The organism is Streptococcus gallinaceus, from assembly GCF_040545695.1.
Classification (GTDB): Bacteria; Bacillota; Bacilli; order Lactobacillales; family Streptococcaceae; genus Streptococcus; species Streptococcus gallinaceus.
Genome location: NZ_JBEPMK010000001.1, coordinates 213,178 through 236,067, shown reverse-complemented (window position 1 = coordinate 236,067; position 22,890 = coordinate 213,178). Strand labels below are relative to the sequence as shown.

Here is a 22,890-nt window from a genome sequence, read left to right as displayed (position 1 = left end):
TTACACCTTCTCTTTCACATTTTTACCGAGGATACCACTTGGACGGACCAAAAGGATAAGAATGAGGACGATATAGACAACTGCATCACGGAAGTCTGACAAGCCAACAGCTGTCGCCATTGTTTCCAAAATACCGATAACAAATCCACCCAGAGCGGCACCAGGAATAATTCCGATACCACCAAGAACAGCGGCAACAAAGGCTTTGATACCTGGTGTCATCCCCATCAATGGCTCAATAGAGTTATAGTACAGGCCAATAAGAACACCGCCAGCACCCGCCAAGGCTGAACCAAGTGCGAAAGTAAAGCTGATTGTACGGTCTACATTGATTCCCATGAGTTGAGCGGCATCGCTATCCACAGAAACAGCTCGCATAGCTTTCCCCATTTTGGTTTTGGTGACGATGAATTGCAACGCAACCATAAGTACGAGGGAAATCCCAAGAATCAAGAGTTGAATATTGGTCACACTGATTGGACCTAAAGTAAACTTAGTCGTTTCAATAGCCTGTGGGAATGGGCGCACATTGGCTGAGAAGAAATAGACCATCGTATACTCTAAGAAGAAGGAAACCCCTATGGCGGTAATCAAGGCAGCAATCCGAGTCGAATTGCGCAATGGACGATAGGCTAAGAATTCAATGACCACACCTAGGAGTGCTGTAATTGCCATAGCAATCGGCAGAGCCACAAAGAAGCGGACGGCCATATTATCGATAACCGTCAGATTGTTAATCAGATAATAACCCAAAAAGGCACCAATCATATAGATATCACCATGGGCAAAGTTAATGAGTTTGATGATTCCGTACACCATGGTATAGCCAAGGGCCAACAAAGCATAGACAGAACCCAGAATCAAACCATTGACAAGTTGTTGAAGCATAAGTTCACCAATCTTTCTAAATATTTTCAAATACGGTCTATTATACGATAATTTTCTGACAATTTTCAAGTGCTATTGTCTGACAATTCGTAAAAATTTTCAACTGTAAAGAAAGGCCGGAACCGCAATCCTAGCCTTCTATTTTTCTAATTAGTCTACAGAAACTGTATCAACTGTAGATTGTTTGCCATCTTTCAAACCAACGACATAAACTGATTTCACAACATTGTGCTCTTTGTCGATAGACATTGTACCTGTCACACCTTCAAATTTAGATAATTTAGCTAAGTTATCTTTGATATCAACAGATGTTTTGGCACCTTTAGCTGCTTCTGCTGCCATGTAAACTGAGTCGTATGCAAGTGCAGAGAACATTGATGGCTCTTCACCATATTCAGCCTTGTATGCATCGTAGAATGCTTTTGCTTTTTCGCTAGCTGATGTAACGAATGCTGAGAGGTAGTAGACATCTTTGGCTGCTGCCGCTGTTGCTAATTCAGCATATTGTGGTGAGTCAAATCCATCTGAACCAAGAATTGGTTGGTTCAAACCAAGTTCACGTGCTTGTTTTGTAATCGTACCAGTTTCATTGTAGTAACCTGGCATGATGATTGCGTCAAAATCTTTGTCTTTGATTTTTGTCAAAGCAGCTTGGAAATCTTTATCTCCTGAAGCAAATGTCACTTCTGAGACGATTTCGCCTTTGAATGCTTTCTTAAATGCTTTCGCTACACCTTTACCGTAATCAGATGAGTTATCGTAGTAAAGGACAACTTTTTTAGCGCTGAGTTTTTCAGTTGCATACTTAGACATGATTTGACCTTGGTATCCATCTGTAAATGTTGTACGGAAGAAGTATTCTTGCGTATTCCCTTTGCTGTCTACTACCAAGTCAGTTTGTGTACCCGAAGGTGAAATCATTGGAACAGCTGCCTTGGTCACGCTTGAGGTTGACGCACCTGAAGCACCAGAGGTCGCAGGACCAACGATGACGTTTACGCCTTCACTTGCCAAGCTTGTCGCAACTGTAGCAGCTTCTGCAGTTTCAGATTTGTTGTCTTTTGAAATGATTTCGATATCTTTTCCATCAACGCCACCTTTAGCATTGATTTCTTTAGCGGCCAATTTAGCACCTTTTTCTTCTGTTTGTCCATAAGAAGAAACAGCACCTGACAATTCCAAGTTAAGACCAACTTTTACTGTGTCTCCAACTTTTGTCCCAGCTGAACCAGATCCACCTGTGCTAGAAACACTTGAACATGCTGCAAGCATAGCAGCTGAAGCAAGGCTCACAAGAGCGATGGTAAATTTACTTTTTTTCATAAATAGTTTCCTAAACTTTCCTTAAAATTTAACGATGTAACTAATATACTGAATTATCTGAAAATTGTCAACAAAAAAAGAAAAATAATTTTTGAAACCATTTTCCTTTTTTAACGATATAAAGAACCAACAAAATCCTTGTCAATTTCTTTGAAATAAGATGGAACCACACGCTTAACAAACTTCTCTTTTTTCAAACTTGTCATGATTTCTTCTGCTTTTTCCTGACCAACATAGAGAATGGCATAGCGCAATCGACGTGAATGATAGGTCAAGTCGCCATATTGATTTAGCTTGCGGGCATCACGATTGTAGTACAGATAAACTGCCAAACTCAAACGTTCTTCTTTCTCAAACATGCTTTACTCCTTTTCTTTCATTATAACAAAAAGAGAAGTCTGCTTCAACTTCTCTTTCTTTGTCTATTATTTTAATTCTGTATTTTTCATGATTTTGTCGATAAAACCATAGGCCAATGTTTCTTCCGCACTCATCCAGTAATCACGTTCTGCATCTTTGTGAACTTGTTTTACTGTTTTTCCTGAGTTTTCAGCCAAAATTTGTTCCAAATTATTACGTGTTTTCAAGAGGTGTTCTGCAGCGATAGCCATATCGGTCTGCTGTGTACCTCCACCCGTTCCACCCATTGGTTGGTGAATCATGTACTCTGCATTTGGAAGCATAAAGCGTTTGCCTTTGGCGCCAGATGATGCAATGATGGTTCCCATTGAAGCGGCCATTCCCATAACAATGGTTTGTACATCTGCCTTGATGAAGTTCATGGTATCCACAATGGCAAGCCCTGCTGATACTGAGCCACCAGGTGTGTTGACATAAAGATAGATGTCTTTAGTCGGATCTTGAGCATCCAAGAACAAGAGCTGAGCAATAACAGAATTGGCCATATTGTCCTCAACTGGTCCTGTCAACATGATAATACGGTCTTTTAATAAGCGAGAATAAATATCGTAGGAACGCTCGCCACGGCTGGTTTGTTCGATAACTACTGGAATCATACATTTCTCCGTTTCTCTATTTCAATAGTCTTATTATAATTTTTTGGTCAAAAAAGGTCAAATAAAAAGTTTCATTTCTATTTATATTGATTGACAGTTTTTATTTATAGAGTTATAATTTATATATATTAAACTTTAATATATAAATTATAAAACTATATATTAATAATTACTATAACTATGACTGAAAGGAGTGTTTCTCATGCAATTCCCTGTCCCCGCAGCATTGACAGAATTTCTGATTATCAGCATTTTAGAATCTCAAGATTCTTATGGATATGAGATTTGCCAAACTATCAAGTTAGTATCCAATATAAAAGAATCGGCTCTATATCCTATCCTAAAACGTCTGGAACAAAATGATTTATTAGCCACTTATTCTCAAGAATACCAAGGGAGAATGAGGAAATACTACAGTTTAACCCAGTTAGGACATGAAGAGTTGGTTCGTCTCAAAGATGATTGGGATACTTATGTGAATACAATCAATGGCATCATAGAAGGGAGCATCCGCCATGACAAAAACTGAATACTTGGCTCAACTAGAAAAACATTTGAAAAAATTGCCGCATAGGGAATTTCAAGAAGCCATCACTTTCTTTCATGAATACTTTGATGAAGCCGGCCCTGAAGAAGAGGAACGTGTGATGACAGAATTGGGTACGCCTAAAGAAGCTGCTAGCGAACTCATCAACAATATCCTAAATCGCCACATCCAAGGAGAAGGCACGGAAGATTCTTCTGACAAGAAAGTACGATTCCCAAAATATCATCTCTATACTCTGATTGGGCTGGGAATTGGCCTCCTTACCTCTTTCTGCTTGGTTACAATTTTATACCGCCCATTACTTGGAATTTTTATTTTCTTTTTAACTTCTAGTTTTGGAGCATTTTATATTGGGAAAAATTGGCAAGAAATTCGCGAAACAAAGAAGACAATTTGGCTGGCTATTCTTGCTGTCATTTCGCTACCAATTGCCATACCAGCACTGATTTTACTAATTATTAGTCTGGTTGGTCTACTATTTCTTGCACTTGGTTTACTTTTGGCTGGTGCTATCGCAGGTTTGATCGCTTTTATCGGTGGCATCTACTTCATCTGGGAAGCTATCACTCTCCTTTCTCAAGGGGGAAATGTCTTTTTAATAGGCTTCGGAATCGGATTGAGCCTAGTTGGAGGAGCCATTCTCCTCTATCTGCTAACTGGATTTTTCTCTTATTGGGCATGGCAGGGAATTAAATTCTCTTTCAAATGGATCTTGAAAAGAGGTAAACGAGTATGAAAAAGAAATTAACAATCATTATTATCACCGCCTTCTCCAGTGTCATTTTGGGTCTAGTTATTATAGGAATTGGTTTCTTCTCTGGCGGAGTAGACCGTCTGCAACAAATCAGTAAACCAGAACAAATTACAAAGACTTACACCGATATATCGTCTCTAAAGATTGACTATATCCCTCAGCATATTGCCATTCAAGAATCTGCCGATAACTACTACCATGTCTCCTATTATAATTCTCCAAATCATTTATACAATTCTGTGAAAATAAATCAAAATAAAAATACATTAACTCTCTCTTCGGAAACAATGAGATTCAGAATAAAGGGCCTATTACACGTCTTGGGTGAAGTATTAGCACAAAGAAATTCGACCAGCCAAACGATCAATATTCAAATTCCTAAAAATAAAACTTTAGAGAAATTAGAAGGTTATAACATGAACTCTATTTCTATACAAAATAGTAAACTTGGAGAAATTAACTTTTCCGGTAATCTAAACTTGGAAAATGTAGATATTTTAAGTGGAAACATCAGCGGCTATAGGATCGATGTTCTTCACTCAAATCTTAAAAATGTAACAATTTCAGCCCAGACAAATACACTTAACATGTCAGACTCAATACTTGAACAAGTAAAGATCGAGGGTTACCATAGTCTAGAAGGACGTCAGCTTACGCTAATCGGCGAGAACGTGTTTACTCCTGGTAAGCAAGGGCTGACAGTGACGAATTTAGATTTTACGGATAAAAATCTTACTACACTTTCCTTCAATATTCATAATAAAATTAACAAAAAAGATTTGGCACAAGAGCTTGGTTATAGCTATGGAGGGGAAGAAAACTCAAGTTATGAAACAAACAGTAACTTTCAAACAACTTTAGAAAATGTAGGGATTTTCACACGCGATAAGTACGAAAAACTGCCAATTTCTAGCAAAGAGGAGGAGCAAACTCTTATCACACAAATGCCAAATAGTAAAAATAAATTGACTATCCAAACAACTAACGCAACTATCAATTTGCGTACACCACAGTAAATTTGAATATGATAAAAAGGCGAGAAAATCTTCTCACCTTTTTGTTTGCTTATTTTGTACCGAAGAGACGGTCACCTGCATCTCCCAATCCTGGGACGATATAGCCGTGCTCATTGAGTTTTTCATCCAATGCAGCTGTATAGATGTCGATATCTGGGTGTGCTTCCTGAAGAGCTTTTACTCCTTCTGGTGCTGCTACAAGGGCTACAAACTTGATATTTGAAGCGCCGCGTTTTTTCAATGAATCAATAGCTAAGATAGCTGAGCCACCAGTAGCCAACATTGGATCCACTACAAAAATATGGCGTTGGTCGATGTCTTCTGGTAATTTTACCAAGTACTCAACTGGTTGCAAGGTTGTCTCGTCACGATACATACCGATATGACCAACTTTAGCCGCTGGAACCAAGCTCAACAATCCATCTACCATACCAATACCGGCACGAAGAATTGGAACAATGGCTAATTTTTTACCAGCAAGTTGTTTTTGGACTGTTTTAATAATCGGTGTTTCAATTTCCACATCTTCGAGTGGCAAGTCACGCAAAACTTCGTAACCCATCAACATAGCAATTTCATCCACCAACTCGCGAAAATCCTTTGTAGAGGTATCTTTACGGCGTAAGATGGACAATTTATGTTGAATAAGTGGGTGTGAGATGACTTGGAATTTTCCCATGATAAGACTCCTTTATGGTGTTTTTTCTATTCTACCAAAAAATCACAAAAAAATCTTGCCAAAAATGGCAAGACCTTTATTTTTTGAAAACAAGCGCTTCGTATGGACGAAGTGTTGAGGAATTCTTCGAAGGGCTAGCGTAGTTGTGCAGAAAGACTTGACCTTCTGCTGAGAGGCTGTATTCTTGCTCTTCCTGGCTAAAGTTCACAAGGATTGTAAACTCATCATTTTGGTCAAATTTTCGATAAGCCAAAACGAGATCATTGCCCGTTTCCAGTGCTTCAAACTGACCTTCTGCCATCACTGGGTATTGGGCACGAAGTGCAACCAATTTTTGATAGGTGTAAAAAAGTGAATGTTCATCCGCCAAGGCAGCTTCAACATTGAGCCAGCTGTAGTTGTCATTCAAAGCCAACCAAGGTTTTCCTTTTGTAAATCCACCATTTTCTTCACTCGTCCAAGCAAGAGGACGACGTGCATTGTCACGCCCTTTGACGTTAATAGAGTGGATAATCTCCTCTTTTGTATAGCCTTCTTCTAGACGTTCTGCATACATGCGGCGGCTTTCAATATCATCCGCTTCAGAAATGTCCCTTATCGGAGTGTTAACCATACCGATTTCTTCGCCTTGGTAAATGTAAGGGGTGCCTGACATAAAGTGAAGATAGATGGCCAGCATTTTACCGCTGATTTCGCGGTATTCTGGGCTGTCGCTTGCAAATCGTGAAATGGCACGTGGAAGGTCATGGTTGTTCCAAAAGAGGGAGTTCCATCCTTTTCCAACCAAACCTGTTTGCCACTTGGTCATGACCTTGTGGAGGTCTGCTGGATTGAGGGGAGCTAGGTCCCACTTCTCTTTTCCAGGTTGTTGATCTAGCAAAACATGTTCAAATTGGAAGACCATTGAAAATTCACTGCCGTCTGGATTTGAATAAATCGGAGCATTTTCAAGGTTGGCGGACCAAGTTTCCCCAACCGTTACCACATCATGGCTACCAAATGTATGCTGGTTGAGCTCTTTGATGAGGGGATGGAGAGTTGGTCCATCAGCTGTAATTTCCTGCTCTGGCTCTTTCCCAATCAAATCAATCACATCTAGACGGAATCCACCAACTCCCTTGTCCAACCAGAAATTGATCATCTTGTAAATTTCTTCTTTTACAGCGGGATTTTTCCAGTTGAGGTCTGGTTGCTTTTTGGAGAATAAGTGAAGATAGTATTTGTTGAGATGAGGGACATATTCCCATGCTGAGCCTGAAAAACTAGACTTGAGACCGTTGGGCTCATCTGCCCAGACGTAATAATCGTGATAAGGATTTTCAGGACCCTTGAGCGCTTCTTGAAACCACATGTGCTCATCGGAGGTGTGGTTGAGGACTAGGTCCATGATGATTTTAATACCGTATTCATGCCCTTTTGCAATCAACTCATCCATATCTTCCATGCTCCCAAATTCGGGCGCAATGGCCTGGTAATCACTAATGTCGTAACCATTATCATCCATAGGGGACTGGTAAACAGGGCTAAGCCAAATGGCATTGATACCTAGTTTTTCAAGATAAGGGAGACGCTGGGTAATTCCTTTTAGGTCCCCGACACCGTCACCGTTTGAATCTTGAAAGCTTCGCGGATACACTTGGTACAATACCGCTTTTTTCCACCAATCTGTTTTCATATTCTTCTCCTTAATTTTCTTTTTTATCTAATTGCCGAATAACACGAGCTGGATTGCCCGCGATGACAACATTGTCACCAAATGACTTGGTCACAACAGAGCCTGCACCGACTACAACATTATCCCCAAGGGTCACGCCTGCCAAAATTATAGCACCACCACCAATCCAGACACGGTCACCAATGGTAATTGGCGCACCATATTCAGGACCTGCAATCCGCTCTTCAGCATCTAATGGATGTAAAGCTGTATAAAACTGGACATTTGGTCCCAACATGGCATTTTTCCCGATGGTAACAGGACAAGTATCCAAGACCGTCCAGTTGAAGTTGGCATAAAAATCCTCTCCCACATGAACATTACAGCCATAATCCAGAGTCACCGGCGTCTCAACATAAATCCGTTGACCAGTCGTTCCCAGCCAGTCTTTCATCAATTGAGAACGCTTGGCGCCATCCATTTCTTGATTGACAGCCTGACGTTTGATACGAGCTGCATTTCGCAAAGCAACTAATTCTGCATCTCCAGAATTGTATAATTCCCCTGCTAGCATTTTATCTTTTTCTGTCATTCTTTTACTTCTCCTCTATGTCTAAAAGAAAGGTTTTCACTGTTCTTCTATTATAAGTGAAACGCTTCCATTAGTCAAACGTTTGCATAACTCTATTCTCGTTAAAAAAGAAAGAGAGGACTGCTCCTCTCCAATCTTTATAGTTGAATTTTATTTGACCCATCTTCGTCCGTTTCTACAATTTCAAAGCTGTGGTCCTTAAGATTAGCACTTAGCTGGGCTGTGACTCCCGCATCTTCATTGGTCCAAGTGATTTGAAGATTGTGTTCATCCACCATCTTAACGGCAAATTCACCGTCAAAGGCTGGGCTGGTATTGCGGAATTGAAGGAGTTTGAAGAAGGATTTGACCACTGGTCGTTCCACTTCTCGTTCAATCTCGTCTAGATCATAGTAATGACGGTTGATATTGCGACCTTCTTTGGAAGACTCCAAGAGCTCGATATCATTTTCACCCGCCAGAAGACCTACGTAGTAAATCTGTGGAATCCCAGGGGCAAAGCATTGCAGAACACGTGCCAAGAGATAGGCTTGGTCATTATTCCCCAGAGCTGAGTAGTAGGTACAGTTGATTTGGTAAATGTCCAAGTTATTATATGCTTCGGTACTGTAAATCTTCTTGACATTGGCACCCTGTGTGTAGAGAGCTTCGCGAGTAGCTTCTGTCTCCTCATCCGTCAACAAGTCCTTGACATCCACCACTCCGATACCATCATGGGTGTCTAGCGTTGTAAATTGCTTGCGCGGACAAATTTCCATCCAGTGAACCAGACGGTTAACATTACCACTATAGAGGGCATGAAGAACGAGCATTGGTAGCGCAAAGTCATAGACATAGTAGTCCTGGTCCGCAATTTTTTGCTGAATCGTATAATGTTCGTGGATTTCTGGTAGTATTTCAATGCCCTGTGGTGCTAGGAGATTGCGTGGGAAATGCAACATTTCCCAAATATCCGGCTCAACGAAGAAACAGTTGGTGCCGATTTTCTTATTGGCATAGGCAAAGGCATCAAGACGAATAATAGAGGCGCCATGCTTGGCAAGATTTTCCAGATTTTCCTTGATAAAGTTGCGAGTGGTCTCGGTCGTTACATCTAGGTCAATTTGCTGTTCATCAAAGGTACACCAGACTTTTTCCTCAGTCCCATCTGCAAATTGAGCGATGCGGTATGGAGCACGCGGCTTGCGTTTGTAAATCAAATCCACGTCTTCTTGTGTCGGCTCACCGCCTGGCCAGAAGTTTTTATAACGAATGAAGAGATCGGCGTACTTGGATTCGTCTTTCTTTTCCAAGAAGTCAAGGAAGTAAGGGGACTTAGCAGAAATATGATTGATCATGAAGTCAAACATCAGGTAATAATCTTGGCTCAGCGCTTCCACATCTTCCCAACCACCAAAGGCAAGATCCACCTTGGTGTAATCCATTGGTGCAAAACCACGGTCACCAGATGATGGGAAGAATGGCAGGATATGCACTCCTCCCACCGTATCCTTGAGGGGGCCTTCTAGCACTTTTTTCAAATCTTTGAGATTTTTACCCAGACTGTCTGAATAAGTAATCAACATGGCTTGGTTTTTGATTTTCATAGATTCCTCCTTTTACAGAATGTTCACTGGTCTATTTGACAGAACCACTAGTCATACCTGAGATGATATTCTTTTGGAAAATCAGGTAGACAATGAGGATTGGAATAATCCCAACCACATATGATGCAAATGATGGTCCGTAGTCGCTAAAGTATTGTCCTTGGTAGTTGTATTGGAAAAGGGGCATGGTCCAAAGACTGTTGTCACGGTTGAGAACCAGGAGTGGCATGAGGAAGTCATTCCATACCCAGAGGGCATTGATGATGAGAACGGTCGCATGCATTGGCTTCATGAGCGGGAAGATAATTTTCCAGTACATGGTAAATTTACCCGCGCCGTCAATAGCTGCCGCTTCATCCATTTCTGTTGGAACAATGGTTTTAATGTAGCCAACATAGAGGAAAAGAGTTTGTGGAATGGCATAGGTCAAGTACAAGACTGTCAAACCTGGCAAATTTGTCATGCCCAAGTCGCTCATGAGTTTGGACATTGGAAGCATGATAACTTGGAAAGGTACAAACATCCCGATGATCAAGAGAGTATACATGATAGAGAAAATCTTTTTGCGGTCCATGTGGCGTGCGATAGAGAAAGCCGCCATTGGAATCACCAAGATAATCAAACCTACGCTGACTACTGTCATGAAGGTGGAGTTCATGAAGTAAGTGCTGATACCGTCGGTGAAGAGACGTTCATAGTTTGACAGCGTCCATTCTTTAGGTAGCCCAAAGAAATTTCCAGTGATATCCGCAGTCGACTTGAATGAAGAAATCAGCGTCACTGCGAGCGGAATCAACATCAAGAAAATCCCTGCAATAAGAACAATATAAGCTAAAATATGACTTTGTTTTTTTGCTTTCATCTTATCTTCCTCACACTTCAAATTTTCTTGACATGGTAATTTGTACTACAGAGATAATGGTAATAATAACAAAGAGTACAACGGCTACTGCATTGGCATAGCCAAATTGGTTATTGGTAAAGGCATTTTTGAAGACCATGAGTCCCAAGGTTTCTGTCTTACCGTCAGGTCCACCCTTGGTCAATGAATAAATCAAGTCGAAGGCTGTCAAGCCAGATTTCATAGCCATGATGAAAACCATGCTGATAGATGGCAAAAGGAAGGGTACTTCGATTTGGAAGAATTGCTGACGAGGTGTTGCTCCGTCAATCTGTGCTGCTTCTTTGATATCTTCTGGAATAGATTGGAAACCTGCCAAGAAAATAACAACTGGCATGGCCAAACCTTGCCAAAGAGCTACAAAGAGAACAGACCAGAAAACAGACTTTTCATTGAAAAGTAAGTTTGAGCTCAACCATTTGATTCCAAGGGCTTCTCCAATTTGAGGCACCCCGTAGTTGAAAAGTTGGCTGAAAATCAAACCAATAGTAACGGTTGAGAGTACTGCCGGGAAGAAATACCATGTGCGGAAGAAACCAACTGCACGAATTTTACGATTGAGAAGGCTAGCCAGCCAAATCCCTAGCACAATTTCACCAACGACAAGTCCGATTGTAAAGAGAATGGTAAATCCTAAGCTGTGATAAAAGGCCTTGTCATGGAAAATAGTGACATAGTTTTCAAATCCGATAAAGTTAAAGGAACGTGTCAAACCGGTCCAGTCAGTCAGTGAGTAAATCACCCCATTTACCATTGGGTAAAAGAAGAAAACCAACTGCAAGATAACGGGAATGGCCACGAAAATGTAAGCCCAGTATTTACTGATGAAGCTTTTTTTATTCATATCCAAGTTTCTCCTATTATAAGATACGAGGGCGTTTAAAAATCCGTTTGAAAATAGGAAAACTGACGAAGAAACCCGCGGTTCTAGGAAGTTTTATCTTTTTCACTAGGATTTTAGCCCAAGTTCAATTCATTAAGATACGAGGGCGTTTGGAAGTACCCTCTCCCTACTATTCTGTATAAAACAAGAGGCTTGGACAAGGTCCTTGCCTCTTACTTTATTCGACTATTTATTTTTTCATTGTGTCCAAGAATGTGTTCAAATCTGTTGCGTATTTTTTCAAGTCTTTGCTCTTGAAGTAGCTGACGTTAGCATTCCAGAAGTCTTCTTCTGAATCCCAATCAGCGTGCAACCAGATAGCTTGTTGGTCTGTGAAGGCAAGTGACGCAACGTCTGCGATTTGTTCGAATTTGCCAGTTGTTTCGACACCTTTTACAGATGTTGGTGAACCATCTACATCGTAGTATTTTTGCATCACTTTAGCTGAGCTCAAGTATTTAACAAATTCTTTAGATGCTTTTACATTTTTAGAATCTTTTGAGATAGATACAGCCATATCTGCTGCACCGACAGTCATTGGTTTGCTATCAGCTTTCAAGCCTGGCATTGCAAACATACCTACTTCAAAATCAGGTTTTTGTTGAAGAATAACTGGGAGTGCCCATGAACCGTTTGCCATCATGAGAGCGTCACCTTTGGCAAAGGCTGCAACTGTATCAGCGTAAAGAGCTCCTTCTGCATTCTTTTGACCATTTCCAGCCATAAGGTCTAAGTATTGACCAACTGTTTTTGTCAATTCATCGTTGGCAGAAATCTTGCCTTTTTCGCTGTAACGAAGGTAGTCTTCAACCGATTGACGATTGCCACCTGCTGCTTGAAGCCATGCTAACTGAGCGTATCCGTTGAATGTCCAGGCATCTCCAAGTGCTTCTGCAAATGGTGTTTTGCCATCTGCTTTGATTTTTTCAACAGCAGCTTTGAATTCGTCAAATGTTTTTGGTGCTTCGATGCCTAATTTTTTAAAGGCTGTTTTGTTGTAGTAAACACCTGAAACGTTTGTTGTCAATGGAATGTTGTAGATTTTTCCATCAACAGCATAGCTTTGTGCAGCACCATCGTTCAGGTTTGAGAGGATGTCTTTTTCTTCTGTCAAGTCAACAAATTGGCCATCTGCTGCCCAACCTTTGAAGTCAGCATTTTGTGGATAGATGTTAATCACATCAGGAGTTTCGCCATTTGCGATACGTGTTTTCAATACAGTACCGGCATCTGGAACACTTGTCAATTTCACTTTTACATCATCTTGAGACTTGTTGTAGTCATCAACGATTTCTTGCAAAGTTGCTTGCATTTCTTTCTTTTGAGAGAAAAATTCAATCTCTGTTTTTCCGCCTGATTGTGAATTTCCACAAGCAACGAGAAGGCTTGCAAATGCGCATACTGATGCGGCTTTAAGGAATGTATTGACTTTCATAAAATCCTCCTAGATTTTGTTAAAAATATATTGTACACTAAAATAATCTTTTTGAACATGTGGCATGGTCAGGCCGATGTTCATAAGCTCGTCTCCGTAGAAAGTCTCGCCTAAGGCTTCACAATGATAAGCTGCTTCTGGGTCCAAGCCTTTCAAGCGCACTTGGATAAGTGGTGCTTCAGGCTGGGCCAATATTTTCACGAAGGTAAAGACTGCTTGTGATTGGTCTGGACTGATATAGATACCAGCTTGTGTGTTGCTTGTCTTTTTGAGGCGATAATAGTCACCGTACTGGACAGTTGAGCGAATCTCTTTGTAGGTTTGTACCTGCTCTGCCACTTCTTGAATTTCTTCTTGAGGAAGTTGATTGAGGTCCAATTCGTAACCGAAAGCTCCCCCCATCATAGCGACATTTCCTCGTGTTGCAAGCGGGGTAATGCGCCCTACTTGGTGATTTGGTACAGCAGAAACGTGAGCTCCAATAGAGCTGACCGGGTAAACCAAGCTGGTTCCTTCTTGGATAGAAAGGCGACCGATGGCATCTGTATTGTCACTCGCCCAAGCTTGTGGCATGTAGTACATAAGTCCCAAGTCATTTCGACCGCCACCACCCGAACAAGACTCAAAGAGAACTTGTGGGAAGCGAGTCACTAAGCGTTCCAAGGCATCGTAGAGACCCAAGATATAGCAGTGGTAAAATTCATGTTTTTGGTCGTTAGCCAAATCCTCTGGAATAGCTGTAATGTTGCGGTTCATATCCCATTTGACATAAGTAATGTTGGCTGACTCTAAGATAGCCGATACCGTATCCACAATATAATCTACGACTTCTGGCTTGGCAAGATTGAGTACCAATTGCTCCCGACTATAAATATGGTCTCGACCTGAAATCTGAATGGCCCAATCTGGATGTGCTCGGTAGAGATCACTATCAACCGAAATCATCTCAGGTTCAAACCATAGTCCAAATTCCATTCCTAAGTCATTGATAGACCGGGCAAGTCCTCCTAGACCGTTTGGCAATTTTTCTGGATTGACAACCCAGTCTCCCAAAGAAGACTCATCGTCATTTCGCTTACCAAACCAGCCATCATCCAGTACAAAGAGTTCAATTCCTGTCTGGCTAGCTGTTTTGGCAATATCCAAAATCTTTTCTTCGTTAAAGTCAAAGTAGGTCGCTTCCCAGTTGTTAATGAGAATCGGACGTTCCTTGCGAGCAAACTCTCCGCGACAGATATGGTCTCGGATAAAGTTATGACTATCACGCGTCATACCTGTCAGCCCTTTATCCGTGTAAGAAATCAAGGCTTCCGGTGTTTGGAAGGAGTCGCCAGCTTCTAATTGCCAGCTAAAGGTTTCATCATTGATGCCCATACCCCAGCGAGTAGTATCCAGAGCTGTTGTCTCCGCAAAAGCGGTGAAATTGCCACTATAAATCAAATGCGCTGCATAAACTTGACCTGCATCTTCTGTCGCATCCTCGGCAGCTAAGGCCATGAAAGGGGTTCTAGAATGACTAGATGCGCCACGAATACTACCAATGGAATACTTGCCATTTGGCAATGGCGTAACCGTCCATTCTTTTTCATAAGCGTAACGTCCTGTCAAGGTATGCACATGGACATCTCGATGAGGCATATCAATGGTAAAGCTATAAGCCTTTTCAATCTTGCTCGCATAGCGACCAGCCTTGATAAGAGTTGAACGTGTCAGATAGTTGAGTTCTGAAAAAACACTGTAGCTGAGGGTAACTGTCACATCCGTCAATTCATCATAAAGGTCAATCTCTAAAGTCTCAACCTCATCCTCCGAACCAAAACTCTGTGGCAGACCTGGCAGCTCTTTCTTCCCCTTGAAAATGCGGTGCTCCTTGTATTTCAAATCAAGGGCTGTTCCAAATTCATTGCGTAACTCAAGGGCTGCTGTTCTGAAGTCTCCCAGACCATTGCTGCTGTATTCCAACTGCAAGGTATCAATAGAAAATGTTCGGTTTCCCGTAATGGGGCTTGGTGAGAAAGCTCGGTCAAGGTATGTGATTTTGTTACCTGAGCTAAATCGATTGATTTTTTTACCAAAGTAACGATTTACCAGTTGTCCGTTTTCCAAGACTTGCATGACATAGGAAAATTCCCTTGTTTGCAGGTGGAAAAGCTGCATTTCTTCTTGATGATGAATCACTGTTTTTCTCCTGTATTTGTTTTACAAACTCATTCTACCAAATGGAGGCGTTTTCAAAAATGGCATTTTGTAGCTTCTATATGGTATAATGTTTCCAAACAAACTTGGCTGATTTTTTGAAAAAGGAGCGAATGGATGAATATTCTCAATACCTATCACGAACTAGACAGTCATCATTTTGACCTCAATGTAGACCATTTTGGTGCTGAAATTTGTGATAAAAATTACTCTTTCGGTCCTGCCGTCCGAGACGATTATGTCCTGCATTTTATTATTGATGGGAAGGGCAGTTTTACGATTGATGGAAAGACCAGTCAGCTGGCTCAAGGAGATATGTTTCTCCTTCCAAAGGGAAAAGTCACCTTCTACCAGGCAGATGCTCAGCACCCCTGGTCTTATATCTGGGTTGGCTTTAGTGGCTCCCGCGTAGACGCCATTCTCCGACAAACTCAGCTTCTTGACCACTACTATCTCCGTTCAACTCTCACATCCGCTATCCTTGACCAAATGATGACCATTACACAAGTTGTCCCTCACAAATACTTGCCTATCACAGAACTGCAGCTCATCGGCCACCTCAATATGCTCCTTGCAGCTTTAATGGAAGAATTTCCAAAAAAAGAACTTGATGAGTCCCATAATTTAGCGAAAACCTATGTCAAAACAGCTCTCAATCTCATCCACAGTCAGTATGAAAAGCCGATTAAAGTCAGCTATTTAGCTGAACATCTGTCACTCAGCCGTAGCTATCTCTACAAGATTTTCAAGCAGGAGACCGGCTATTCGATTAAAGATTATATCTTGCAAGTTAAGATGAATCGCTCCTGTGAACTCTTGGAAAATATGGACCTTTCTATCACTGAAATCGCCCTATCTGTCGGTTATCCGGATCCTTTGAATTTTAGCTATGCATTCAAAAACTATTTTCACATGAGTCCAACCGACTACCGCAAATCACAAGTTGAAAAGGATTAGTTTCGGCTAATCCTTTTTTCATTTTTCAAAGGCAACGGCAATCCGACGACAACCTTCTTTGACAGTGTCAAAGGTTGTCGCTGCGTTAAAGCGGGCAAAATATTTTCCTTCTGTACCAAAAGCCAGTCCATTATTCAGAACCACTTTTGCCTCTGTCAGCAATTTTTCTTGAATGGCTTCATTAGATAAGCCATAGGCTGAAAAATCAAGCCAGATCAAGTAAGTTCCTTCTGGTTTCATGACCTTAATTTTGGTGTGATTTTCCAGATAATCAACTGTATAGTTAATGTTTTCTTCCAAAACCGTCTTCAATTCTTCCAACCACGGCTTACCAGAACGCAGGGCCACTTCCATTGTAATCAAGCCAACAGTTGGTACTTCGTGTTGATTGTTGGCCAACTGCTGACGGGTAAATTGCATGCGCAAATCTGGATTTTCAATAATGGCAAAGCTATTTTTTGTCCCAGCAATATTAAAGGTCTTTGTTGCAGATGCAAGGACAATGGTAAAGTCCTTATAAGACGGTTGAAGGGTATTAAAACTATGGTGTTTATTGCCAAACAAGGCCAAATCTTGATGAATTTCGTCCGATACGAGAAGAACTCCATGTTTTTGGCAGAGCTGTCCAATCTTTTCCAACTCCTCAACAGACCAGACACGACCACCAGGATTGTGGGGGCTGCAGAGGATATAGAGATTGACATCATGCTCCACAAAGTCTTTTTCTAATTGATCAAAGTCTATCTCGAAATGTCCATTCTTTTCAAGAAGAGAATTGGCAACTAATTTACGATTGTTCAACTTAACTGAACGTGCAAAAGGTGGATAAACTGGCGTGTTGATTGCTACGGCATCCCCGACTTGGGTAAAAGCTTGAATAGCTACCGAGATAGCTGGCACAACTCCTTCGATCAAAACTACATCGTCTCGAGTAACCTTGTATCCATGTTCCGCTTCCTCCCAGTCTAAGATAGCTTGGTACAAGCTATCACTAGCATAGGGATAGCCAAAGACATGCTGGCTAGCGTAGTCAACTAAGGCTTGCTTGACTTCTGGCAAGGGCAAAAAGTCCATGTCCGCAATCCACATCTGCAACAGGTCTGGATTTCCTTCCGTTTTCCGCCATTTTTCACTGTGTTGGCCTAAACGATTGGGCCGCGTCGTAAAATCATACTGTGTCATATTAGCCCTCCAAGGCTTGCTTCAAGTCTGCAATCAAGTCTTCTACATCTTCGATACCGATAGATAGGCGAAGCAAGTCATCTGTCAAACCATAGGAATGACGCACTTCGGCTGGAATATCTGCATGTGTCTGTGTCGCTGGGTAGGTAATCAGACTTTCTACACCGCCCAAACTTTCTGCAAAAGTAAAGACTTGCAGATGATTTAAAATATGACCAATTCTGCCCTGGTCTTTCACTTTGAGGGAAATCATGCCTCCTTTTCCAGTGTAAAGAACTTCCTTCACAGCTGGTGATGATTGCAAGTAATCTACAACCTTTTGGGCATTGCTAGTCGAGCGCTCCATACGAAGTGACAAGGTCTTGAGACCACGCATCAAAAGGTAGGAATCAATCGGTGACAAGGTTGGTCCAGTGGTATTTTGGTCGTAGAAGAGTTTCTCGTAGATGGCTTGGTCGCTAGTCACCAAAACTCCTGCCAAGACATCATTATGACCTGATAGGTACTTGGTCGCTGAATGTAGCACCACATCTGCGCCTAGCGGGATTGGATTTTGATAAATTGGACTGTAGAAAGTATTGTCCACGATAACTTTTGCTCCATGTACATGGGCTAGTTTGGCAATTTTTTCAATATCAAACTCAATCATCAGAGGATTTGTCGGTGTTTCAATGTAAACATAGTCTGTTTCTTCTGAAATCGCCGCAATCATTTCTTCTTCGGTATTGGTATAGGTAAATTCGAAGCGTCCATTGGCTTCCTGCTCATTGAACCAACGGAAAGAGCCACCGTACAAATCACGCGCAGCTACTACCTTACTTCCAACTGGAAATCCACTAAACAGCAAAACCAGAGCAGACATTCCCGAACTTGTCACCAAGGCATAGTCTGCCTTTTCAATAGCCGCCAAAGTCTTCTCCAAAGTCAAGCGTGTCGGATTTTTCGTACGTGTATAGTCAAATCCAGTTGATTTACCAAACTCAGGATGTTGGTAGGTTGTTGAAAGATAAATGGGCGAAATGAGGGCACCGGTCTTCTCATCAGCGTTAATCCCTGCGTGAGCTAAAATGGTATCTACTTTAAAATCTGTCATACATATCTCCCCTTGATTTACTTATCTACCATTGTAGCACTTCTATTATCTATTTCAGCCCCTATTCCCACATATAAATATTAAAAGCACCTCATAAAGAAAGGCTATGATTCTATTGATTACAGCATCAGCCAGACAAACAAAACTGATACCAAAAGGGTGAGCAGAGCGACAAGAAGCACCTTTTTGTCTTCTTTGATTTGATTTTTATCATTGAAAAGAGCAAGACCAAAAATCGGTAAGACCAGCAAAAGCACTAAACATTTCCCAAGTACGGCTCGATGCCAAAATAACGAACCAAAAACAACTGAATTAAACACGGCTTGGTAAAAATACCAGGACTTGTACCATTTTTTATTGATTGTAACTTTCATACATTCCTCGATTTGTTTTTCTATATTACATCAAATTTACAAAAATAAAAAGAGGGGAGTCAGTCACCGCCCTCTCGCTAACAATCTAATCTTCGTCCTTAACACCAGCTTCATGGAGCCACTTGCTATAGTTTTCTTCATCTTCTTGGTTGTCGCGAACCACTTTTGAAACTGTAAATGAAGAGGAAATCAAACCAACAGCCCCCATCAAATAATAACCTTTTACCATCAAAGGTTCTTTCAGCGTATACAAGCCAATCAAAATCAAGGCAACAAAGAAGATAAATGATCCCCAGGCCATGGTAGTAAAGGCAGGTGTGTTACGGTAAACTTTCTTTTTCATTTTATTCATTTTCAGAACTCCTTTATTTAGTGTCCCTATCGTATCATACTCCTTGTTGAGCCACAATAGACTGCTTGTTACATCGGATTCGACGGTGACATTAGCCATCTTGCTACTACTATGATATAATAAGCAAAACGACGAAAAGGAATAGATATCATGATCCGTATTGAACAAGTACTTGCTGTACTCAAAAAAGATAAGAACTTCCGAGAAATTTTAGACCAAGGAAACTACTATTTTGAGTGGGAAAATCTAGCTTTTTCCAAAATCAGCTATGACAGCCGAGACGCGGATGCAGAGACACTTTTCTTTGTCAAAGGTGCCGCCTTCAAAAAAGAATTTTTAGAGCAGGCTATAGAAAATGGCTTACGCTTTTATGTGGCAGAGCAAGATTACCAAGTAGGGATTCCTGCCATTCTTGTCACGGATATCAAAAAAGCCATGAGCTTGCTGGCCATGGAATTTTACGACCATCCTCATGATAAGCTGAAAATCCTTGCCTTTACAGGTACCAAAGGGAAAACGACGGCAGCCTATTTTGCCTATCATATCTTAAAACAAAGCCACAAACCAGCTATGTTTTCTACCATGAATACAACCTTGGATGGCCAAACCTTCTTCAAGTCCCAACTGACAACTCCTGAAAGTTTGGACTTGTTTCGGATGATGGCCCAGGCTGTGGAAAATGGGATGAGCCACCTCATCATGGAAGTATCCAGCCAAGCATTTCTGGTTGACCGAGTATACGGCCTAACATTTGATGTCGGAGTATTTCTGAATATCAGCCCAGACCATATTGGACCGATTGAGCATCCGACCTTTGAAGACTACTTTTACCACAAGCGCTTGCTGATGGAAAATAGCCGAGCTGTTGTCGTCAATAGCGGTATGGATCATTTTCAAGTGGTCAAGGAGCAGGTGAGTCTGATTCTGCATGATTTTTATGGACCAGATTCTGAGAATCAAATTACCCAGTCACAGGCTTTCAACTTCGACCTTTCAGGCCAACTTGCCGGACACTACTCTATCCAGCTCATCGGTAAATTCAACCAAGAAAACGCCATTGCAGCTGGCCTAGCTTGCCTTCGTCTGGGTGCAAGTAAAGAGGACATCCAAAAAGGAATCGCTGAAACTAGCGTTCCCGGACGCATGGAGGTTCTGACTCAAACAAATGGCGCTAAGGTCTTTGTCGACTACGCTCATAACGGAGACAGCTTACAAAAACTGCTTGACGTCGTACTGGAACACCAGACAGGAACCATCACCCTTCTCATCGGAGCTCCTGGTAACAAGGGGGAAAGCCGACGCAAGGACTTCGGACTTCTGCTCAACCACTATCCGGCTGTGCAAGTGATTTTGACCGCAGACGATCCAAACTTCGAAGACCCTGCTGCCATCTGCCAAGAAATTGCCAGCCACATGACTAGACCTTACGAGGTCATCATCAATCGTGAAGCAGCTATCCGAAAAGCTATGGCGGGAACGAAAGAAGACCGCGATGCTGTTATTATCGCTGGAAAAGGGGCAGATGCCTATCAGATTGTCGCTGGCAAAAAGGATGCGTCTTACATCGGTGACTTGGAAATTGCTAAAAAATATCTTTAAACAGGTGTTAAAAACCTGTTTTAATTTTCGCCAAATTGTCAGAAAACTATTGATAAATTAAAAAAACTAGGCTATACTATTCTAGTAGAAAGTGGAGGTTCGGTTTGTCACACATTCAGGCTCAGGCAATTCAAATTGCCTACGAAGACAAGATTATCATCGATGACTTGTCTACCAGTATCCCACAAGGAAAAATTACCACCATCGTCGGAGCAAATGGCTGTGGCAAATCAACGCTCTTAAAGGCTTTGACTCGGATTTTGCCTATCAAAAAAGGCGGAATTTATCTGGATGGAGAAGCTATTGCCAAACTCCCTACCAAGGCAGTGGCTAAAAAGCTTGCCCTTCTTCCTCAGGTTCTCGAAGCAACTGAAGGAATTACCGTCTATGAACTGGTTTCCTACGGACGCTTTCCCCACCAAAATGGACTGGGACATCTCTCTCCAGAAGATCGCGAGAAAATCGCCTGGGCTCTTGAAGTCACTCAAATCAGTTCATTTGCCGATCTGACAGTTGATTCATTGTCTGGCGGACAACGGCAACGCGTCTGGATTGCCATGGCTTTAGCCCAAGACACGGATACTATTTTTCTAGATGAGCCAACTACTTATCTTGACCTCAATCATCAGTTAGAAGTTTTGGAGTTGCTCCAAGAACTTAATCAGACCAGTGGGAAAACCATTGTCATGGTCCTACATGACCTCAACCTCTCTGCTCGATTTTCCGACCATATGATTGCCATGAAAGAGGGAGCTATCCGTTACCAAGGCTCGGCTCAGACCATCATGACTCAAGAAATCCTCAGAGATATTTTTAAGATTGATGCGCAGATTGTCCAGGCCCATCAGCAAGGTTATCCAATCTTGCTCTCTTATTCACTTTGTAAATAAAAATATAAGGAGATACCATGAAAAAAGTTTTTTCATTCTTTAGTTTACTTGTCGCAGTTCTTTTTCTAGCTGCTTGCTCTACTTCTTCTAAGCCAGAAAGCAAAAAAGAAGAAACTCAAATCTCAAGCATGCCGAAAATTGAAGGATTCAGCTACTATGGCAAAGTACCTGAAAATCCAAAGAAAGTCGTTAGCTTAAATTCATCCTATACTGGACATCTGATGAAATTAGGCTTAAATGTTGTCGGTGCTACTTCTTACGATAAGAAAAATCCCGTCTTGAAAGACAAGCTAAGTAAAGCAACCGAGGTTTCTAGTGAGGACCTCGAAGCTGTTGCAGCACTTAAACCAGATGTTATCGTTGTCGGTTCGACAGATGAAAATGTGAAACAATTGGCTGCAATTGCACCAACTGTCGTGGTTGAATACGGAAAACAAAATCACCTCGATATTTTTCTCAGCTGGGGAAAAGTCTTTGGACAAGAGGACAAGGCCAAGAAATGGTTGACAGAATGGAAAGAAAAGACTGCTAAAGTCGCTAAAGAAGTCAAAGCTGTAACTGGCGACAAGGCAACTTTTACCGTTATGGGTCTCTACGAAAAAGAAATCTACCTCTTCGGAAACAACTGGGGACGTGGCGGAGAAGTCATCCACCAAGATCTCGGTTATACTGCTCCTGAGAAAGTTTTGAAAGAAGTTTTCCCAACTGGTTACCTAGCTATTTCTCAAGAAGTTGTAGCTGACTATGCTGGAGATTATCTAATCGTTGCTGCAGAAGACGATAAAACTGGGTCAGCCCTCTATGAAAGTGAAGTATGGAAAAATCTTCCAGCTGTTAAAAATGGACGCATTATTCGTGTTGATGCCAATGCTTTCTATTTCAACGATCCAATGACTCTAGAATACGAACTAGAAACTTTACGTGGTGCCATTCTTGCTACCAAAAACTAAACTCTTTTCAAAGGATAATTTTT

22 protein-coding genes and 1 pseudogene are annotated in these 22,890 nt (G+C 41.5%); 7 read left to right on the top strand and 16 right to left on the bottom strand.

Annotation, left to right across the window (positions count from 1 at the left end):
* From ABID27_RS01235 to ABID27_RS01220, 4 genes and pseudogenes are all read right to left on the bottom strand, one after another.
* The gene (locus ABID27_RS01235) at positions 1-888 is read right to left on the bottom strand and encodes a branched-chain amino acid ABC transporter permease (protein WP_354279667.1); all 888 of its coding nucleotides are present in this window, start codon (positions 886-888) and stop codon (positions 1-3) included.
* A 150-nt stretch (positions 889-1,038) separates the two neighbouring features.
* On the bottom strand, positions 1,039-2,211 hold the full coding sequence (locus tag ABID27_RS01230) for an ABC transporter substrate-binding protein (protein ID WP_253362712.1): 1,173 nt from the start codon (positions 2,209-2,211) through the stop codon (positions 1,039-1,041).
* A 110-nt stretch (positions 2,212-2,321) separates the two neighbouring features.
* Positions 2,322-2,570, bottom strand: a complete 249-nt coding sequence (locus tag ABID27_RS01225) for a DUF2129 domain-containing protein (RefSeq protein WP_354279665.1) — start codon at positions 2,568-2,570, stop codon at positions 2,322-2,324.
* 66 nt (positions 2,571-2,636) lie between these two features.
* Positions 2,637-3,230, bottom strand: a pseudogene (locus ABID27_RS01220) (ATP-dependent Clp protease proteolytic subunit); the annotation flags it as partial.
* A 199-nt stretch (positions 3,231-3,429) separates the two neighbouring features.
* On the opposite strand from ABID27_RS01220, the gene ABID27_RS01215 reads away from it, so the two are divergent.
* The 3 genes from ABID27_RS01215 to ABID27_RS01205 are packed head-to-tail and all read left to right on the top strand — an operon-like array spanning position 3,430 to position 5,544.
* Positions 3,430-3,756, top strand: a complete 327-nt coding sequence (locus ABID27_RS01215; RefSeq protein ID WP_253362709.1) for a PadR family transcriptional regulator — start codon at positions 3,430-3,432, stop codon at positions 3,754-3,756.
* On the top strand, positions 3,743-4,510 hold the full coding sequence (locus tag ABID27_RS01210; protein ID WP_354279662.1) for a DUF1700 domain-containing protein: 768 nt from the start codon (positions 3,743-3,745) through the stop codon (positions 4,508-4,510). Before ABID27_RS01215 ends, ABID27_RS01210 begins: the two co-directional genes overlap by 14 nt.
* Positions 4,507-5,544 carry a DUF4097 family beta strand repeat-containing protein gene (locus tag ABID27_RS01205; protein ID WP_354279660.1) on the top strand — a complete coding sequence of 346 codons (1,038 nt, stop codon included), beginning with the start codon at positions 4,507-4,509 and terminating at the stop codon, positions 5,542-5,544. Before ABID27_RS01210 ends, ABID27_RS01205 begins: the two co-directional genes overlap by 4 nt.
* Positions 5,545-5,593: 49 nt before the next feature.
* Here the strand turns inward: ABID27_RS01205 and upp are convergent, their stop codons facing one another.
* The 8 genes from upp to ABID27_RS01165 form a co-directional block, all read right to left on the bottom strand.
* On the bottom strand, positions 5,594-6,223 hold the full coding sequence (upp, locus tag ABID27_RS01200) for a uracil phosphoribosyltransferase (RefSeq protein ID WP_253362705.1): 630 nt from the start codon (positions 6,221-6,223) through the stop codon (positions 5,594-5,596).
* A 76-nt stretch (positions 6,224-6,299) separates the two neighbouring features.
* The gene (locus tag ABID27_RS01195) at positions 6,300-7,898 is read right to left on the bottom strand and encodes a glycoside hydrolase family 13 protein (RefSeq protein ID WP_253362704.1); all 1,599 of its coding nucleotides are present in this window, start codon (positions 7,896-7,898) and stop codon (positions 6,300-6,302) included.
* 10 nt (positions 7,899-7,908) lie between these two features.
* On the bottom strand, positions 7,909-8,469 hold the full coding sequence (locus ABID27_RS01190) for a sugar O-acetyltransferase (protein WP_253362703.1): 561 nt from the start codon (positions 8,467-8,469) through the stop codon (positions 7,909-7,911).
* Positions 8,470-8,606: 137 nt separating this feature from the next.
* Entirely contained in the window at positions 8,607-10,055 is a 1,449-nt protein-coding gene (gtfA, locus tag ABID27_RS01185; protein ID WP_354279657.1) for a sucrose phosphorylase, read from the bottom strand.
* 31 nt (positions 10,056-10,086) lie between these two features.
* Complete coding sequence (locus ABID27_RS01180; RefSeq protein ID WP_354279655.1) at positions 10,087-10,917, bottom strand: carbohydrate ABC transporter permease; 831 nt, start codon at positions 10,915-10,917, stop codon at positions 10,087-10,089.
* A 10-nt stretch (positions 10,918-10,927) separates the two neighbouring features.
* On the bottom strand, positions 10,928-11,800 hold the full coding sequence (locus tag ABID27_RS01175; RefSeq protein WP_253362700.1) for a carbohydrate ABC transporter permease: 873 nt from the start codon (positions 11,798-11,800) through the stop codon (positions 10,928-10,930).
* A 229-nt stretch (positions 11,801-12,029) separates the two neighbouring features.
* The gene (locus ABID27_RS01170) at positions 12,030-13,274 is read right to left on the bottom strand and encodes an ABC transporter substrate-binding protein (RefSeq protein WP_253362699.1); all 1,245 of its coding nucleotides are present in this window, start codon (positions 13,272-13,274) and stop codon (positions 12,030-12,032) included.
* A 9-nt stretch (positions 13,275-13,283) separates the two neighbouring features.
* Positions 13,284-15,431, bottom strand: coding sequence for an alpha-galactosidase (locus ABID27_RS01165; RefSeq protein ID WP_354279943.1), 2,148 nt, complete (start codon positions 15,429-15,431; stop codon positions 13,284-13,286).
* 156 nt (positions 15,432-15,587) lie between these two features.
* Here ABID27_RS01165 and ABID27_RS01160 point away from each other — a divergent pair, with 156 nt between their 5' ends.
* Positions 15,588-16,427, top strand: coding sequence for an AraC family transcriptional regulator (locus ABID27_RS01160; protein WP_354279652.1), 840 nt, complete (start codon positions 15,588-15,590; stop codon positions 16,425-16,427).
* Between the two features lie 18 nt (positions 16,428-16,445).
* Here ABID27_RS01160 and ABID27_RS01155 read toward each other — a convergent pair whose 3' ends face one another.
* The 4 genes from ABID27_RS01155 to ABID27_RS01140 all read right to left on the bottom strand — a co-directional run bounded on the left by ABID27_RS01155 (position 16,446) and on the right by ABID27_RS01140 (position 19,428).
* Positions 16,446-17,609: a MalY/PatB family protein gene (locus ABID27_RS01155; protein ID WP_354279650.1), complete on the bottom strand. Its 1,164-nt coding sequence runs from the start codon at positions 17,607-17,609 to the stop codon at positions 16,446-16,448.
* Position 17,610: 1 nt separating this feature from the next.
* The gene (locus ABID27_RS01150) at positions 17,611-18,702 is read right to left on the bottom strand and encodes a cystathionine gamma-synthase (protein ID WP_354279648.1); all 1,092 of its coding nucleotides are present in this window, start codon (positions 18,700-18,702) and stop codon (positions 17,611-17,613) included.
* A 119-nt stretch (positions 18,703-18,821) separates the two neighbouring features.
* Positions 18,822-19,076 (bottom strand): hypothetical protein, encoded by a 255-nt coding sequence (locus ABID27_RS01145; protein ID WP_253362691.1) that lies wholly within the window; start codon positions 19,074-19,076, stop codon positions 18,822-18,824.
* Between the two features lie 85 nt (positions 19,077-19,161).
* The gene (locus tag ABID27_RS01140; protein WP_253362689.1) at positions 19,162-19,428 is read right to left on the bottom strand and encodes a YiaA/YiaB family inner membrane protein; all 267 of its coding nucleotides are present in this window, start codon (positions 19,426-19,428) and stop codon (positions 19,162-19,164) included.
* A 150-nt stretch (positions 19,429-19,578) separates the two neighbouring features.
* On the opposite strand from ABID27_RS01140, the gene ABID27_RS01135 reads away from it, so the two are divergent.
* The 3 genes from ABID27_RS01135 to ABID27_RS01125 all read left to right on the top strand — a co-directional run bounded on the left by ABID27_RS01135 (position 19,579) and on the right by ABID27_RS01125 (position 22,867).
* Positions 19,579-21,027: a UDP-N-acetylmuramoyl-L-alanyl-D-glutamate--L-lysine ligase gene (locus ABID27_RS01135; RefSeq protein WP_354279645.1), complete on the top strand. Its 1,449-nt coding sequence runs from the start codon at positions 19,579-19,581 to the stop codon at positions 21,025-21,027.
* Positions 21,028-21,131: 104 nt separating this feature from the next.
* Complete coding sequence (locus ABID27_RS01130; RefSeq protein WP_253362685.1) at positions 21,132-21,917, top strand: ABC transporter ATP-binding protein; 786 nt, start codon at positions 21,132-21,134, stop codon at positions 21,915-21,917.
* A gap of 17 nt (positions 21,918-21,934) precedes the next feature.
* Positions 21,935-22,867 carry an iron-hydroxamate ABC transporter substrate-binding protein gene (locus ABID27_RS01125; protein WP_354279643.1) on the top strand — a complete coding sequence of 311 codons (933 nt, stop codon included), beginning with the start codon at positions 21,935-21,937 and terminating at the stop codon, positions 22,865-22,867.
* Positions 22,868-22,890: the final 23 nt, after the last annotated feature.

What these genes read in the sequence shown, in the direction of transcription:
- ABID27_RS01235 (WP_354279667.1), bottom strand. Translation starts at nt 888, where the DNA reads ATGCTTCAACAACTTGTCAATGGTTTGATTCTGGGTTCTGTCTATGCT.
- ABID27_RS01230 (WP_253362712.1), bottom strand. Translation starts at nt 2,211, where the DNA reads ATGAAAAAAAGTAAATTTACCATCGCTCTTGTGAGCCTTGCTTCAGCT.
- ABID27_RS01225 (WP_354279665.1), bottom strand. Translation starts at nt 2,570, where the DNA reads ATGTTTGAGAAAGAAGAACGTTTGAGTTTGGCAGTTTATCTGTACTAC.
- ABID27_RS01215 (WP_253362709.1), top strand. Translation starts at nt 3,430, where the DNA reads ATGCAATTCCCTGTCCCCGCAGCATTGACAGAATTTCTGATTATCAGC.
- ABID27_RS01210 (WP_354279662.1), top strand. Translation starts at nt 3,743, where the DNA reads ATGACAAAAACTGAATACTTGGCTCAACTAGAAAAACATTTGAAAAAA.
- ABID27_RS01205 (WP_354279660.1), top strand. Translation starts at nt 4,507, where the DNA reads ATGAAAAAGAAATTAACAATCATTATTATCACCGCCTTCTCCAGTGTC.
- upp (WP_253362705.1), bottom strand. Translation starts at nt 6,223, where the DNA reads ATGGGAAAATTCCAAGTCATCTCACACCCACTTATTCAACATAAATTG.
- ABID27_RS01195 (WP_253362704.1), bottom strand. Translation starts at nt 7,898, where the DNA reads ATGAAAACAGATTGGTGGAAAAAAGCGGTATTGTACCAAGTGTATCCG.
- ABID27_RS01190 (WP_253362703.1), bottom strand. Translation starts at nt 8,469, where the DNA reads ATGACAGAAAAAGATAAAATGCTAGCAGGGGAATTATACAATTCTGGA.
- gtfA (WP_354279657.1), bottom strand. Translation starts at nt 10,055, where the DNA reads ATGAAAATCAAAAACCAAGCCATGTTGATTACTTATTCAGACAGTCTG.
- ABID27_RS01180 (WP_354279655.1), bottom strand. Translation starts at nt 10,917, where the DNA reads ATGAAAGCAAAAAAACAAAGTCATATTTTAGCTTATATTGTTCTTATT.
- ABID27_RS01175 (WP_253362700.1), bottom strand. Translation starts at nt 11,800, where the DNA reads ATGAATAAAAAAAGCTTCATCAGTAAATACTGGGCTTACATTTTCGTG.
- ABID27_RS01170 (WP_253362699.1), bottom strand. Translation starts at nt 13,274, where the DNA reads ATGAAAGTCAATACATTCCTTAAAGCCGCATCAGTATGCGCATTTGCA.
- ABID27_RS01165 (WP_354279943.1), bottom strand. Translation starts at nt 15,431, where the DNA reads ATGCAGCTTTTCCACCTGCAAACAAGGGAATTTTCCTATGTCATGCAA.
- ABID27_RS01160 (WP_354279652.1), top strand. Translation starts at nt 15,588, where the DNA reads ATGAATATTCTCAATACCTATCACGAACTAGACAGTCATCATTTTGAC.
- ABID27_RS01155 (WP_354279650.1), bottom strand. Translation starts at nt 17,609, where the DNA reads ATGACACAGTATGATTTTACGACGCGGCCCAATCGTTTAGGCCAACAC.
- ABID27_RS01150 (WP_354279648.1), bottom strand. Translation starts at nt 18,702, where the DNA reads ATGACAGATTTTAAAGTAGATACCATTTTAGCTCACGCAGGGATTAAC.
- ABID27_RS01145 (WP_253362691.1), bottom strand. Translation starts at nt 19,076, where the DNA reads ATGAAAGTTACAATCAATAAAAAATGGTACAAGTCCTGGTATTTTTAC.
- ABID27_RS01140 (WP_253362689.1), bottom strand. Translation starts at nt 19,428, where the DNA reads ATGAATAAAATGAAAAAGAAAGTTTACCGTAACACACCTGCCTTTACT.
- ABID27_RS01135 (WP_354279645.1), top strand. Translation starts at nt 19,579, where the DNA reads ATGATCCGTATTGAACAAGTACTTGCTGTACTCAAAAAAGATAAGAAC.
- ABID27_RS01125 (WP_354279643.1), top strand. Translation starts at nt 21,935, where the DNA reads ATGAAAAAAGTTTTTTCATTCTTTAGTTTACTTGTCGCAGTTCTTTTT.